This is a genomic window from Paenibacillus sp. J22R232 (genome assembly GCF_056269165.1).
On record NZ_JBWDNK010000001.1, the window covers coordinates 219115 to 232323 of the forward strand.

General features: G+C 48.8%; 13 protein-coding genes. 10 read left to right on the plus strand and 3 right to left on the minus strand.

Features of this window, described 5'->3' with window-relative positions:
• The first annotated feature begins 9 nt into the window (after positions 1-9).
• Both AC0YN3_RS00970 and AC0YN3_RS00975 read left to right on the plus strand, forming a co-directional pair.
• The gene (locus AC0YN3_RS00970; RefSeq protein ID WP_475773302.1) at positions 10-1059 is read left to right on the plus strand and encodes an LCP family protein; all 1050 of its coding nucleotides are present in this window, start codon (positions 10-12) and stop codon (positions 1057-1059) included.
• 80 nt (positions 1060-1139) lie between these two features.
• On the plus strand, positions 1140-1382 hold the full coding sequence (locus AC0YN3_RS00975; RefSeq protein ID WP_475773303.1) for a hypothetical protein: 243 nt from the start codon (positions 1140-1142) through the stop codon (positions 1380-1382).
• Between the two features lie 40 nt (positions 1383-1422).
• Here AC0YN3_RS00975 and AC0YN3_RS00980 read toward each other — a convergent pair whose 3' ends face one another.
• Positions 1423-1962, minus strand: coding sequence for a YhcN/YlaJ family sporulation lipoprotein (locus tag AC0YN3_RS00980; RefSeq protein ID WP_475773304.1), 540 nt, complete (start codon positions 1960-1962; stop codon positions 1423-1425).
• A gap of 115 nt (positions 1963-2077) precedes the next feature.
• Here AC0YN3_RS00980 and AC0YN3_RS00985 point away from each other — a divergent pair, with 115 nt between their 5' ends.
• Together AC0YN3_RS00985 and AC0YN3_RS00990 are read left to right on the plus strand one after the other, a co-directional pair.
• Positions 2078-3409, plus strand: coding sequence for a PhoH family protein (locus AC0YN3_RS00985; protein WP_475773305.1), 1332 nt, complete (start codon positions 2078-2080; stop codon positions 3407-3409).
• 131 nt (positions 3410-3540) lie between these two features.
• Positions 3541-4833, plus strand: a complete 1293-nt coding sequence (locus AC0YN3_RS00990; protein WP_475773306.1) for an extracellular solute-binding protein — start codon at positions 3541-3543, stop codon at positions 4831-4833.
• Between the two features lie 64 nt (positions 4834-4897).
• Here AC0YN3_RS00990 and AC0YN3_RS00995 read toward each other — a convergent pair whose 3' ends face one another.
• Positions 4898-6004, minus strand: a complete 1107-nt coding sequence (locus AC0YN3_RS00995) for a coiled-coil domain-containing protein (RefSeq protein WP_475773307.1) — start codon at positions 6002-6004, stop codon at positions 4898-4900.
• A gap of 76 nt (positions 6005-6080) precedes the next feature.
• Between AC0YN3_RS00995 and AC0YN3_RS01000 the strand changes: the two genes are divergently transcribed.
• Positions 6081-7229, plus strand: coding sequence for a class I SAM-dependent methyltransferase (locus tag AC0YN3_RS01000; RefSeq protein WP_475773308.1), 1149 nt, complete (start codon positions 6081-6083; stop codon positions 7227-7229).
• 192 nt (positions 7230-7421) lie between these two features.
• Here AC0YN3_RS01000 and AC0YN3_RS01005 read toward each other — a convergent pair whose 3' ends face one another.
• Positions 7422-7658 carry a DUF2626 domain-containing protein gene (locus AC0YN3_RS01005; protein ID WP_053375484.1) on the minus strand — a complete coding sequence of 79 codons (237 nt, stop codon included), beginning with the start codon at positions 7656-7658 and terminating at the stop codon, positions 7422-7424.
• Between the two features lie 276 nt (positions 7659-7934).
• Between AC0YN3_RS01005 and AC0YN3_RS01010 the strand changes: the two genes are divergently transcribed.
• The 5 genes from AC0YN3_RS01010 to AC0YN3_RS01030 all read left to right on the plus strand — a co-directional run bounded on the left by AC0YN3_RS01010 (position 7935) and on the right by AC0YN3_RS01030 (position 13197).
• Complete coding sequence (locus tag AC0YN3_RS01010; protein ID WP_475773309.1) at positions 7935-8585, plus strand: RsfA family transcriptional regulator; 651 nt, start codon at positions 7935-7937, stop codon at positions 8583-8585.
• Between the two features lie 137 nt (positions 8586-8722).
• Positions 8723-9721, plus strand: a complete 999-nt coding sequence (locus tag AC0YN3_RS01015; protein WP_475773310.1) for a ketopantoate reductase family protein — start codon at positions 8723-8725, stop codon at positions 9719-9721.
• A gap of 6 nt (positions 9722-9727) precedes the next feature.
• Positions 9728-10123 (plus strand): DUF3397 domain-containing protein, encoded by a 396-nt coding sequence (locus AC0YN3_RS01020; protein ID WP_475773311.1) that lies wholly within the window; start codon positions 9728-9730, stop codon positions 10121-10123.
• Between the two features lie 146 nt (positions 10124-10269).
• Complete coding sequence (bshC, locus tag AC0YN3_RS01025; protein ID WP_475773312.1) at positions 10270-11910, plus strand: bacillithiol biosynthesis cysteine-adding enzyme BshC; 1641 nt, start codon at positions 10270-10272, stop codon at positions 11908-11910.
• A gap of 21 nt (positions 11911-11931) precedes the next feature.
• Positions 11932-13197 carry an adenosylhomocysteinase gene (locus AC0YN3_RS01030; protein WP_475774252.1) on the plus strand — a complete coding sequence of 422 codons (1266 nt, stop codon included), beginning with the start codon at positions 11932-11934 and terminating at the stop codon, positions 13195-13197.
• The last annotated feature ends 12 nt before the right edge of the window (positions 13198-13209 follow it).

Here is a 13209-nt window from a genome sequence, read left to right on the forward strand (position 1 = left end):
GTGGAGCATATGAGTAAAGGATCTACGGCATTACCTCCAAGAACGGGTTCGCGCCAACCGGCAAAACCAAAAAAACAAAAGCCGCGCAAAAAGCGCTCTGTGCTTAAAGTTTTTTTTGTATTGCTGTTCGCGATTCTCCTTATCGTGGCTGCGGGACTTGCTTATTTGGTGTTTAAAGCGGATGAAGCAGTTGACCAGATATCGTCACCTGTCGATAACGAGGTGGTAATACCTGCCGGAGAAACGGTAGACAAGAAGTCCGTCGCCATGCTGCTGATGGGCATAGACGCAAGGTCACACGGCGGAGGCCTCAACACGGATGTGATGATGGTTGCCGTATTCAACCCGAATTCGAAATCGGCGACGATTGTAACGATTCCGCGGGATTCCAACATTGACGTTGATGGTTACAGGGCACGCAAAGCAAACAGTTTTTATGCGGATTTTTATATGAATGCGCTAAATGAGAAGAAGCTGGAAAAAGAAGCGGCTTACGCGGACGCCAAGCAAGAAGTCCGTACCGTGATGAGCAAGCTGTTCGGCATCGATATCAAATATTCAGCCGTAATCAATTTCCAAGGTTTTGCCGATGTAGTCGATGCGATGGGCGGCGTTGAAGTGGACGTTGACATGCGCATGAAATACAAGGACAGCGCTGATGGCACGAATATCGACTTGGAAAAAGGCGTTCAGGTGCTAACCGGCGAGAAGGCGCTCGATTTCGTTCGGTACCGGAAGTCCAATAACGGTAAAAACATGTCAAGCGATTTTGAGCGCAACGCACGCCAAAGCCAAGTTATCGGAGCGCTTACCGATAAATTGAAATCATTCGGTGGCGTAACCAAAATTCCATCCTTGATTGAAGCAGTCGGCAATAACCTAACGATGGATATGCCTTCCAAGGAAATTAAAAATTTGATGTCAACCTATATAGGCATTAGCCGGGCTGATATTACATTCATTCCGCTTGAAGGTTCTTGGAGAAGCCCCTACGTGTATTTGGATGATGCGAAGCTTGAGGAAGCACGGGCTGCGCTTCAAGCAAAATTGGCTGAATAACCGTAGACGTCCGTTAATATGTTAGATATAATACAACTACAGAGGCCATAATAGAATCTGTCCAGAAGGAGGTCATGCGAATGACCCATACCGTATCTGAAATATCCAAGCCAACGATCGAAGTTTTGTCTGAACAAGCTCTCGTTCCTATGCCTAAGATGGATACGGATTCTGACGATTGGACCTCGAGTATGCCAAGAGCAGAGGACGCGATGATTGACGCCGCGTGCTTGTCCGCTACTCTTGCGTGCGATGAACCGAATAAGAACCTCGCTGTGGACAACTTGGTTGTACAAGTTTCTGCGGCTATGAAAAAAGCCTAGTGGTATGCTCACTAGGCTTTTTGTGTCTTTAAGGTTGTATTTACAATTTCTTATTCATTTTTGGAGCTGCTTGCTTCTCTGGCTCCTCCGGCATGATGTCACGGGGCATCTGTGGAATCAATCTTCCCATAATATCAGCCATCTCTTCAGCGAAGCCGGCAATAGGTCTTCCGCGTTTGATGTCGGCACCGATCTCATTGATTCGCTGGGAAAGATCCATATCTGCCGTAACGAGTGCGTCTATGCCGTAAGGATCTTTGCGAAAGGCTTCAGCAACCGAGTATTTAATGGTTCCGACTCTTGAACGCTCCATCTTGGCATCGACATCGATGCCGACAATCGCTGTATTCCCGAACACGACACAGTGCGCGTTCGTTACTCCGTCAATTCCTTTGGCCAACTGTTCCAGATGTGCCGCAACCTGCTCCGAGTTTTTGATTTCTTTTTTCCTCGGTTCGGTTTGCTGAACTTGGACACGGCCATTATTTCGTGGAGAGGGTGATGTCTCATTACGTGCGACAGTGCTGCAACCTGTCGCTACAATCGCAACAATGATCGCTGAAGTAAGCCATTTGAACATGTTTGCCACCTCTTTTTCTCGTTGAAAACGAAAGTTACTTGTCCGCCATAGTGTACCCGCAGCAGCGATTTGCTATGTATGGCCTCTAATGATATCCAACGCCGGGAGGGTTCTCATGAAAAAAATATTCGTGCTCGATACAAATGTGCTGCTTCATGATCCGCAAGCGATTTTTGCTTTCGATGATAATGAAGTCATAATTCCCGCGGTCGTGTTGGAGGAAATTGACTCTAAGAAGAGGTTGGCTGACGAGCTTGGCCGCAATGCGCGCCAAATTTCTCGTTTGCTGGATAAGATGAGAGAGAAAGGGCATCTGCACGAGGGAATAGAGCTTCCTAGCGGCGGGGTGCTTAAGGTAGAGCTGAACCATAGGAGCTTTATCCGTGTCCAAGAGATGTTTGGTGAAATGTCCAATGATAATCGGATTTTGGCGGTAGCGCTAAATTATCATATAGAGCAGGAAAACGAAGAGGAGAAGCAAAGCATCGTCCTCGTCAGCAAGGATGTTCTGGTTCGCATTAAAGCGGATGTCCTAGGGCTGCAAGCGCAGGATTATTTGTCGGACAGAGTGGTCGTGTCATCCGAGTTTTACGCGGGTTATATGACCTTGTACGTGCATCCCGCGGTCATCGATGAGTTTTATACGTATCGGTTCCTGACCGTAAACAACATGCATTTGAACATTCGTCTCAATCCCAATGAATTCGTCATATTGCGCGATGAAATGGGGACGTCCAAGTCGGCGCTGCTCAAGGTCAGCCAGGATGGCGCAAGGCTTGAGCCTTTATATCTCAGCAATGATCCAGTTTGGGGCATCACGGCCCGCAATGCGCAGCAGCGGATGGCGCTGGAGCTGCTTCTGAATGACGATATCCCGCTCGTAACGCTCACAGGCAAGGCGGGTACGGGTAAAACGCTGCTAGCGCTTGCTGCGGGCCTCTTGAAGACGGAGGATGAGCATAAATACAAAAAACTGCTGATTGCTCGACCGGTCGTTCCGATGGGCAAAGATATCGGGTACCTGCCCGGGGAGAAGGAAGAGAAGCTGCGGCCTTGGATGCAGCCTATCTATGATAATCTGGAGTATTTGTTCGATACGAAGAAGTCGGGCGACATCGATAAAATATTGATGGGCATGGGCAGCATTCAGGTTGAAGCGCTAACCTATATCCGAGGCCGCTCCATTCCGGGTCAATTCATTATTATTGACGAGGCGCAGAATTTAACGAAGCACGAGGTGAAAACGATCGTGTCTCGGGTCGGCGAAGGGAGCAAGATCGTCCTCATGGGTGATCCGGAGCAAATTGACCATCCTTATCTGGACTCCATTAGCAACGGACTTACGCATATCGTGGAACGGTTCAAAGCAGAAGGAACCAGCGGCCACATGACGCTGGAGAAAGGCGAGCGCTCGAAATTGGCACAGCTTGCCGCAGATCTCCTATAATTCGTGAGCCCCCTCCCTAAAAGGGGGCTTTTTGCGTATATCAAGCAGGCAGCAATGAGGTTCATTTGGACAAAGCTTCATTTTATTGTTATCCTGTTTTTAGTAGATTTAAGGAAGAAAGGAAGAAAGCTGTGACTCCCAGAAAATATGTGCCTTTTTTACTCGGCGCTCTACTGTTGGCCGCATTGCTGTTAATCCCCTTCTCGCGAAATGCTAACCCTGCGAGCGTCGGCAAGCCCGACGGCAAATCGAACGTTCAGCCCGTACCTGGTGAATTGGTGGTCGACCAGCTTTCAAACATACATGTAAACGTTTCCTTAACAAATGCCGAGTTCGAGCAGCTGGAAAGACAGAATAGCAATTTCATGATGAAGTATCCGCATATACAGGTTAAGCTGGTTAACGAGACCTCCAAGGAGAACGCCTATCGCATGTGGTCGCTTCAAAGCCAGCAAGGAGAGGCTGCAGATATTATGCTGCTCAGCAACGGCTGGGTTAGGCCGTATGCCGTCCGAGGCTTTCTCAAGCCTGCTGACAGCATCATGACCGGTGACGCGCTATCCGATCAGATGGCAGGCTTGCTCGAGCCGCTTAAATGGAATGGCTATTTATGGGCTGTTCCGAAGGATGTGAATCCTTATTTGATTGTATGGAATAAGGCACTGCTTGAAGAAGCGGGGCTTGAAGCGCCTCCTACCGATTGGCCAGCTTATCAGGCAGCGGCGCTTAAGGTAATCGAGCTCCATGCCGAAGCAAACATCGTCAATTGGAGCCCGGGCGATTTGTATCAACAGTTGGCATGGTTATCTGCTTTTCAGAACGAGCAAAGCAATAGCCTCCAACTGCTGCCTTTAAGTGAGAGTCAGAAGGCAGCGCTAAGCTGGCACCAAGAGCTTCAGTCAAAAATCAGCAGCCATGACGGCGGGGATACGTCTTCGTTGGAGGAAGCATTCGATCAGAATCAACTGCTAGCAGCGGTTCTTACTTGGAATGACTACGAGAAATTGGATGAGACCATCCGGAATAACCTAAGGGTTAGCCGCGAGCAGATCCAAGATCCGTGGTTGAACGGACGCAGCTTTGCCATCTCTTCGAGCAGCCGGCACGAAGACGAAGCTATCCTTTGGATTCAGGAAATGACGGATGTGAATAACCAGCAGCTCAGCTATGACCAGTCCGGTCAATTGCCAGCGAGAGCCTCCCTATATGCGTTCAACAGCTCCCTGCAAAGCGAGCAAGTCCACATCCCGCCGAGCTGGTGGACCTCGGTGCTTGAAGCCAAAAAATCAAATAAGCAGCTGCCCCCGCCAGATCCGTATTGGCCTGACAAATGGCAGCAGCGTGAGCAGCTGTGGATAACATTTTCTAAAGATGGATTGGACTTACTGGCCTATCTTCAAGCTATGCAGCAGCTTGCCCAATAAAAAGAGCCGTTCTCCATTGAAACAGAGAACAGGCTCTTTTTAACGCGGCATTGCGGGATGCAGCTTACAGCTTCAAGCTGAGCTTGATGGTGAGCTCTCCGTCTTTCATATCAACAGAATTGGCTTTGAGGAAGGAAACAATCAGATCCGGGTAAAACCCAAGATCAAATTCCTTCTCCAGTGCGCTCCTTGTCGTATCGGGCAAAGAAAAACCATTGAACAGCAGCTCGTCAACGTGGAACAGGATCGCATTCTTCGGTTCATTCTCGATGGTGTAATGGCCGGTAATTTTGATTGCCATGCTCTCTCGTTTGCCTTGAGCAATTACTTTTCCATCATTAAACTCAAATGAAAAGTTGTCAAAAATGGGATTCTGCTCGCGTAAAAAGGAGTTCAGTTCAGCTTCGGGCACGCGGATGGTGTACTGGAAGCCTTTAATTTCTAACAAATCCTTATTGTCCTGAACCCAGCCAGGCAGCTTCTGCATGGCTTTGGATAGCGCCCGGAAATACTGCTTGACCTCATCAATGCCTGCCGACTCCCAGTATGAGGTAAGCTCATTCATTAGCATTCGGATCTTTTCGGCATCGGAACGTCCGGAGAGTTCCTGATCCAGCTGCTTCTCGAGCGCAAGCACGCGTTCCTTTTGCTCGCGAAGCTGGTTCTCCACGGCGATTAATTCTTCTTTTCTTGTTTCGAGAGCTCGGTAGCCAACCTTAACCTTCTTGTATTGATCCACATATGTATTCAAGGTATCCTTATCATGAGTAAGAATAATTTCGGCATAATCGAGCATTTGGAACAGCTCGGATAAAGAATCGAACGAAAGAAGAGCGCTGAGCAGAAAGTCTCTTTCACCCATATAATAAGCGCGCAGTACGCTGCCTGCTTCATCTTGCTTGTCCGATATTTGCTGCTCCTGCAGCATGAGCTGCTTCTCCGTTTCCGTCATGGTCTGCATGAGCTGCTGTTTCTGTTCCCCAATTCGGGTTATCTCTTTATCGATTTCAACGACGGATAAGCTTTTTTCAAGCAGGGAATGCAAATCCGCCTCATCAACCGACAAAGGCTCTGCCCATGCGGTAAATGGAAGCAGGAGCCAAGTGACAAGCAATATCGCCGTAGCAGCTATGGAAATACGATTACGCTTGGCTGGCAAAGTCAACGGCATCGTCCCTCCTCAGCATTCATTTTATGCGGCAATCCATATTATTATATCTTACATTTGGAAAAGGATGAACCATATCATGCGCGAAAAAGAGCTTTCGGCTGTAATCGGGGCAAGCATTGCGGCATCCACCCAATTCGGAACCTATGTCGATCCGCAGGGTTTTTCGCTCCGAGTACCGTGTATTTCTTTCCTTGATTATATGCGTGCTTGCTTGTACGATCCCGAATTCGGTTATTATCGCTCAGGACAAGCAAGAGTGGGAAAGCAAGGCGACTTCTATACCAGCTCGGGCATTGGGACAATCCTGGCTGAGGTATTGGCGGGTTATGCGCATGTCTATTCAAACACATTGCGCGTACCTATTAATCTGATTGAATGGGGAGCGGGTACAGGCAGATTGTCGGTACAAATGGCTGCAGCATACCGGAAAGACAGACTGGAAACTGGAAACTTGAGGCCGATCCTCATTGAGGATCATCCCATACATAGGGATGAAGCAAGATTGGTATTCGCCGAGAATAACTTGACAGGTTTGGACCTGATTATCGCAGCCTCTGATGACGCATGGGAAGCAAGCTGGCTTAAAGAGCCGGCGTTGGTGGTCGCTAATGAGCTTCTAGATGCTTTCCCTGTTCGCCGTGTGGCAAGGATGGATGGACAGCTGATTGAATTAGGCGTGGCTGGCGATGCGAATTCCGGTTTCTTTGAGGTACGGATGCCCATACAGGACCATAGGATCAGCGAGTGGCTGGCGAGGGACGGCATCGTCCTTAAGGAAGGGCAGCGCACGGAGATCCATGCTGATGCTGCTGCGTATTTAACGAAACTAAGTAAGGTGCTTGCACAAGCCAGGCTCTTGATTATCGATTACGGCCATGAAGCTGCAGAATATGCTGCTGAGCATCGGATGGAGGGAACGTTGCTTTGCTATTGGAGGCATACGGTGGGCGAAAATCCCTTTATTAGAGTGGGAGAACAGGATATTACTTCACATGTTCCTTTTACGTTTATCCGCAAGGAAGCCGAAGCTAATGGCTGGAGAGTGAAGGACTATATGACGCAAAAGCAATTCTTGCTGGAGAATGGGGTGCTGGAGCTGCTGCAAAATCACCATAATCCGGATCCGTTCAGCTCGGAATCCCGGAAGAATCGAGCGATAAGGCAGCTTCTGCTTAGCGATCAGATGAGCGAATCCTTTAAGGTCATGATTCTGGATAAGCCATAGCCGCTGTTTGTCCAAAGAAAAAGGTGCCAGTCCGGAGGACTGGCACCTTTTCTCAATTACTCGGAATGAAACGCGCCGCGTTTCGCCTTGCTCATACAAGTATGTATAGCATTTGCTGCTACTTTACCTATACTCCGTACATCTTGAACGATTGGGAACGACCTGCCTGAAGCCAATGCGCTTGCGCTTTGGTTAGAACGGCAAGTCCATCTTGAAGACCGACCAATACGTGAAACCCACGAATGAAATGATCATATATCCCCAGAACATAACGATGTAAGTTCTTTCGGAGAAGTTCAAGTAGCCTAGAAATACGAAAGCAACGGCTTGCGCGAAAAACAATAGCGCAAATTCCGTCATATGGCCTGCGAAAGCCATTAGTCCGATTACCAGGGTCCAAAAGCCAAGTACCCGATACATGCGTGCCATGATAATATCCCCCTCTCGCTGCGACCCGATTTTCTAATGATCATTATAACGTTTGACGAAAAAAGTGTAAACCAAAATCAGTGACGAAATCGCAAACTTTTTGTTTGCACAAGGGTAACTCCCACTTAGTCACCCTTAGTTTGCTCAAATATAAGGACAAACATGTATGAGTACGATAAAAAATGGTTATACAAATTAGTATCCAATAGATTCTATGAACTCTACCAAGGGCATAGAGATAAAGTAAGCGCCTTTACGTTAGGAGGTTTTCGTTGCATGACAGCAATTAGACAAGATGCGTGGAGTCCGGACGACGATTTAATTCTCGCCGAGGTAACACTACGCCATATTCGCGAAGGAAGTACCCAGCTTGCGGCATTTGAAGAGGTTGGCGAACGAATCGGACGTACTTCGGCTGCCTGCGGGTTCCGTTGGAACAGCTGTGTCCGCAAACGGTATGAGGATGCTATTCAAATCGCCAAGCAGCAGCGCCAGAAACGCAATTATTTGAAAAAACAAACGGTTGTCGCAACGCCGCATGTTTCTTCGATAGCCGTATTCGAAACGGATGAGCGCGGCTTGAGGCAAGAAAGCGGTACGATTGAAGAGGGTTTGTCCGTAGACGCCGTTATTCGTTTTCTCCGTGGATGGAAGACGACCTATCAAGACTTAACGCGTCAGATGAAATGGTATGAGAAAGAGCTTAAGGAAAAAGAGGAAGAGCTATACCGATTGCGCGACCAGAATGAGAGATTGTCCAAAGAGGTCAATAGCGCGCAAACCGATTACCGAGCAGTCAACGATGATTACAAGACATTGATTCAAATTATGGACCGAGCCAGAAGGCTTACCGTTCTGACGAATGACGACGAAGCCAAGCCTAGATTCAAGATGGATGCAAACGGAAACCTGGAACGCATTGAATAAGTTATAATGAAACGAAGAGAGGCTGGCCTTGCAAAAGGGCTAGTCTCTTTTTGCGTCGCATAGTTGCAATATTTTCCACGGTTTTGATACGATAGGGGCTAAAAGCGCTAGACGGTCATGGTTCGGAGGGATAAAACGTGCAAATCGATGTAGTGGGCGGAGGTTCGATTGGTCTGCTCTTTGGAGCGAGGCTGGCTGGAGCAGGCGCGGATGTAGCCATCTGGACGCGGAGCAAGGAGCAGGCGGTTCTGGTGACAGAGCATGGCGTGCGGGTGCGCGAGCTAGGCGGGAGCAGTGAACAAAGCATAGCCGTACGAGGAGCGTGGGTTCAAGACCAAAGCGGCATCAATACGCTGGCAGCTAGAATTAATGAAGGCGGCAAGCGCTGGATTCTGCTGGCGGTTAAGCAAACAAGCGTAAATGATCAGCTATTGGAACTATTGGCTAGTCTCGTTTCCCATTCCAATGAATCCGACGTAGCGATTGTCTGCTTGCAAAACGGTGTCGGCCATTTGGAGCGCATAAAGGCTAAGCTGCCGAGCATTCCGCTTTTTGCCGCGGTCGTCACAGAAGGTGCCAGACGTATTGATGGTCATACGGTGGAGCATACAGGCAAAGGCGAGCTGTGGATGGGTGAATGGACAGCAAATGGACGGAAGCGGGATATTACAGAAGATAACTCGCTAAAAATGTTCGTTTCTATGCTTCAATCGGCAGGATTTGCCTCGTTTCTGTCGAATGAGTTGGAGAATCGGATTTACAATAAGCTATTGATAAATGCGGTCATAAATCCGTTAACGGCTGTATTTGATGTACAGAATGGCCAACTGCCGATGCACGCGTCACGCTTGCAGTTAATGCGGGCGTTGTATATGGAAACGGAGCGTGTCTTGGTACAAGCTGGCATGCAAGCGCCGAGGGACGGCTGGCAAACGATTATGGATGTGTGCAGGAATACGAGCCGTAATGTCTCCTCTATGCTAAGCGATATCCGTGAAGGAAGAGCGACTGAAATTGATACCATCAATGGAGGCGTACTCATGCTTGCCAGGCAATATGGGCAGCAGGCGCCGCTAAACGAAGCAGTGATCGAACTTGTAAAAGCGCTGCATCCGAAGCCGGATATGGAGGAGTGAAGCACGATGGAGATGATCTGGGATAGCGTTAAGCACCTTTATGCTTATTTGGCTGTCATTCCAATCATACCTTTCGCAATCATATTATTTGGTTATGGGGCTTACGTCCAAGATCGCAAAAAAGGGTTCCGCATGGCTATGGATATTACGACGGCCTTATTGATAGGCTGCGTTGCCGTGTTGTTTGACAGACTGTTTGGCAGCCAGTTCGGCTTATACGGCATTTTATTGTTTATGCTTCTAGGCGGCGGCTTGCTCGGCAATGCGCAATTCCGCAAACGGGGGAAAATCGACGGGAAGAAAATTTTCCGAACGATTTGGCGCTTGAGTTTTTTTACGATGAGCTTGCTGTACATAATGTTTATGTGTCTCGGAATCGGCAAATTAGTGTTTACCGCTTAAATGAAATAGGATGTCGCGAGCGCCTCTTCCACGAAGTGGCGTTTTTGTTTTGACGGACGGCTTCTCCTTTGTGTACAATTATAGCGTTGCATGATTCATATATCGTCGATTTGACAACAAGTATGCGGGAGGTTACGGGCTGCGCTATGAGAAAAGAATCGTATTCATTGCCAAGCGCTCAGCCTTTGACAGAGGCTTATATACATCGGGAAGATGAACGCGTTGCAGCCTTATACGGCTACCATGCGGGAGCGGAAGAGGATTGGGAAAGACGTTTGAAACATTTGGAGCAGAGCGGCTCAAATAGAGCGGATGCCCATGAATTGGCACGCGTGCTTCGTGCTTATAACGAAGCTGCACATGCTGCCCCTGAAGTGTTTGCATCTATTTCAGCGATTGAAAACGGGGCTCCGGTCGTTGTTGGCGGGCAGCAAGCCGGCTTGTGGACGGGGCCATTGCTCGTGATACATAAAGCCGTTTCGATTATTGGAGCAGCTAAATCTGCAAGCGAGCAGCTAGGGCAAAAGGTAGTACCCGTGTTCTGGATTGCGGGAGAGGACCACGACTGGGATGAAGCTAACCATGCTTATGTCGTTACCGCAGAGCAGGAGCTGCGCAAGCTTTCGGTTACTCGTCCTGAAGGCGGGCGTACTTCCGTCAGCCGCACGGTTATAGATCAAGAAAAGTGGTCGCAGCTTCTGGATGAGCTGGAGCAAGCGCTGCCTTCTTCGGAGTTCAAACCTGTCATGCTGGAAGAGCTGCGTCAAATGTCGCAAAGGGCAAAATCATTGTCTGATCTTTTTGCGATGATTCTGAGCCATTTGTTTGGAAAACACGGCTTGGTTCTGCTCGATGCGGATGATGCGGATGTGAGGCGGCTGGAAGCTCCGATGTTCAAGGAGATCATTGAACGAAATGATGAGCTAGAGCAGGCATATCTGTCTTCGGCGGGACAGGTGAAGGAGCTTGGCTATGCATTGCAGGCCGATGTTGCGCCTGGCAGCGCGAACCTGTTCATCTTTAACGAGGCAAATGGCCAGGAAAGAACTCTTCTTCACAAAAAAGAAGGCTCCTTTCAAGATCGGAAAGGTCAGCTATCCTTGACGCTGGCCGAACTGCTGACGATTGCAGAAGAGCAACCGGAGCAATTAAGCAATAACGTATTAACAAGGCCGCTTATGCAGGATTATTTATTTCCGGTTCTGGCAACCGTATTAGGTCCCGGCGAGATCGCCTACTGGGCGCTGACAGCAGGTGCATTCCGCACGCTTGGGATGGAAATGCCGATTATTGTTCCACGGATGTCCTATTCATTGATCGAAGGTACGGTCGCCAAGCATATGGATAAATACGAGCTTTCATTCGATGATGTCATGTCCCGCTTTGAGGAACGAAAAGGACAATGGCTTAAGGAGCAGGACGGTTTGTCAATCGAGGAGCAGTTCTCGGACGCAAGGCAGGCATTTGAGGAGCTGTATAAGCCGCTGCTTGCGCTTGCGACGGCAGTCCAGCCTTCACTTTCCAAGCTCGGTGATACGAACCTGCAGAAAATAGTTGAGCAAATCAATTATATGTCTTCCAAGACGGTCGATGCGTTCAATAAGCAGTTCGAGGCTTCAACCAGGCAGCTTGATCGGATTCATCTATCCATTAAGCCTTTAGGTAAACCGCAGGAGCGTGTCCTTAATATGACTGCCTATTGGAACCGTTACAGTCTAGGCTGGCTGGATAAGCTTCTTGATGCGCCATACAGCCGGACAGGCGGACATGAAATCGTATATTTATAGAAGTAACAAGGAGGATTCATGATGACTACAGCTAATAACAGCATCGTTGCAGACCTGTCATTGGCGCCCGAAGGGCGTTTGAAAATCGACTGGGTGGCTGCACATATGCCGGTATTGAATACGATTCGCGCACAATTCGAGAAGGAGCAGCCATTTAAAGGATTAAAGGTGACCATTGCCCTTCATTTGGAAGCAAAAACTGCTTATTTGGCTAAGGTAGTCAAAGCAGGCGGCGCAGACGTTACGATTACGGGCAGCAATCCGCTCTCCACGCAGGACGATGTGTGCGCAGCGCTTGTCGAGGACGGCATTACGGTATACGCGAAATATAATCCGAGCGCAGAGGAATTTAAAGCTTTGAATGTGAAAGCGTTGGAGTGGAAGCCTGATTTGATTATTGACGACGGCGGCGATCTTGCAACGATTCTGAATTCCGAGCATCCGGAGTACGGCGAGAACCTTCGCGGCGGAGCGGAAGAAACGACAACAGGTATTATTAGGCTTAAAGCGATGGAAAAGGACGGCTCGTTGAAATTTCCGATGGTCGCTGTCAACGATGCTTATTGCAAGCATTTGTTTGATAACCGCTACGGTACGGGGCAATCGGTATGGGATGGCATAAACCGTACAACTAACCTGATGGTAGCCGGCAAAACGGTCGTTGTTGTCGGCTATGGCTGGTGCGGAAAAGGCGTTGCGATGCGTGCCAAAGGTCTAGGCGCAAATGTCGTTGTGACGGAAATTGACGCGATTAAAGCTGTGGAAGCCTACATGGATGGCTTCGCAGTCATGCCAATGCTTGAAGCGGCTAAGGTTGGCGAGTTTTTCGTGACGGTAACCGGGAATCGCGACGTTATTCGCGGCGAGCATTACGAGGTTATGAGGGATGGCGCGATTATTTCCAATGCCGGCCATTTCGATGTTGAGGCGAATAAGCCTGAACTGGCTGCTTTATCATCAAGCGTGCGTACCGTTCGCCGCAATATCGAAGAGTATAAGCTAAAGGACGGCAGAAGCATTTACCTGTTGGCCGAAGGGCGCCTCGTGAATTTGGCAGCGGGCGACGGACATCCTGCGGAAATTATGGATATGACATTCGCGCTGCAAGCTGTTGCGCTGAAATATGTGAATGAGCAATATAAGGAAATTGGAAGCCGGGTCGTCAATGTTCCTTACGAGCTGGATGAGCAGGTAGCGAGATTGAAGCTGCAATCGCTTGGTTTCGGCATTGATAAGCTGACGGAAGAACAGCGGTCTTATTTGGACAGCTGGAAGGAAACCGAATAAATGAATGTGAGA

Coding starts and splice junctions, on each gene's coding strand:
- AC0YN3_RS00980 (WP_475773304.1), bottom strand. CDS start 1,962: ATGTTCAAATGGCTTACTTCAGCGATCATTGTTGCGATTGTAGCGACA.
- AC0YN3_RS01010 (WP_475773309.1), top strand. CDS start 7,935: ATGACAGCAATTAGACAAGATGCGTGGAGTCCGGACGACGATTTAATT.
- AC0YN3_RS01020 (WP_475773311.1), top strand. CDS start 9,728: ATGGAGATGATCTGGGATAGCGTTAAGCACCTTTATGCTTATTTGGCT.
- bshC (WP_475773312.1), top strand. CDS start 10,270: ATGAGAAAAGAATCGTATTCATTGCCAAGCGCTCAGCCTTTGACAGAG.
- AC0YN3_RS00970 (WP_475773302.1), top strand. CDS start 10: ATGAGTAAAGGATCTACGGCATTACCTCCAAGAACGGGTTCGCGCCAA.
- AC0YN3_RS01030 (WP_475774252.1), top strand. CDS start 11,932: ATGACTACAGCTAATAACAGCATCGTTGCAGACCTGTCATTGGCGCCC.
- AC0YN3_RS01005 (WP_053375484.1), bottom strand. CDS start 7,658: ATGGCACGCATGTATCGGGTACTTGGCTTTTGGACCCTGGTAATCGGA.
- AC0YN3_RS00985 (WP_475773305.1), top strand. CDS start 2,078: ATGAAAAAAATATTCGTGCTCGATACAAATGTGCTGCTTCATGATCCG.
- AC0YN3_RS00975 (WP_475773303.1), top strand. CDS start 1,140: ATGACCCATACCGTATCTGAAATATCCAAGCCAACGATCGAAGTTTTG.
- AC0YN3_RS00995 (WP_475773307.1), bottom strand. CDS start 6,004: ATGCCGTTGACTTTGCCAGCCAAGCGTAATCGTATTTCCATAGCTGCT.
- AC0YN3_RS01000 (WP_475773308.1), top strand. CDS start 6,081: ATGCGCGAAAAAGAGCTTTCGGCTGTAATCGGGGCAAGCATTGCGGCA.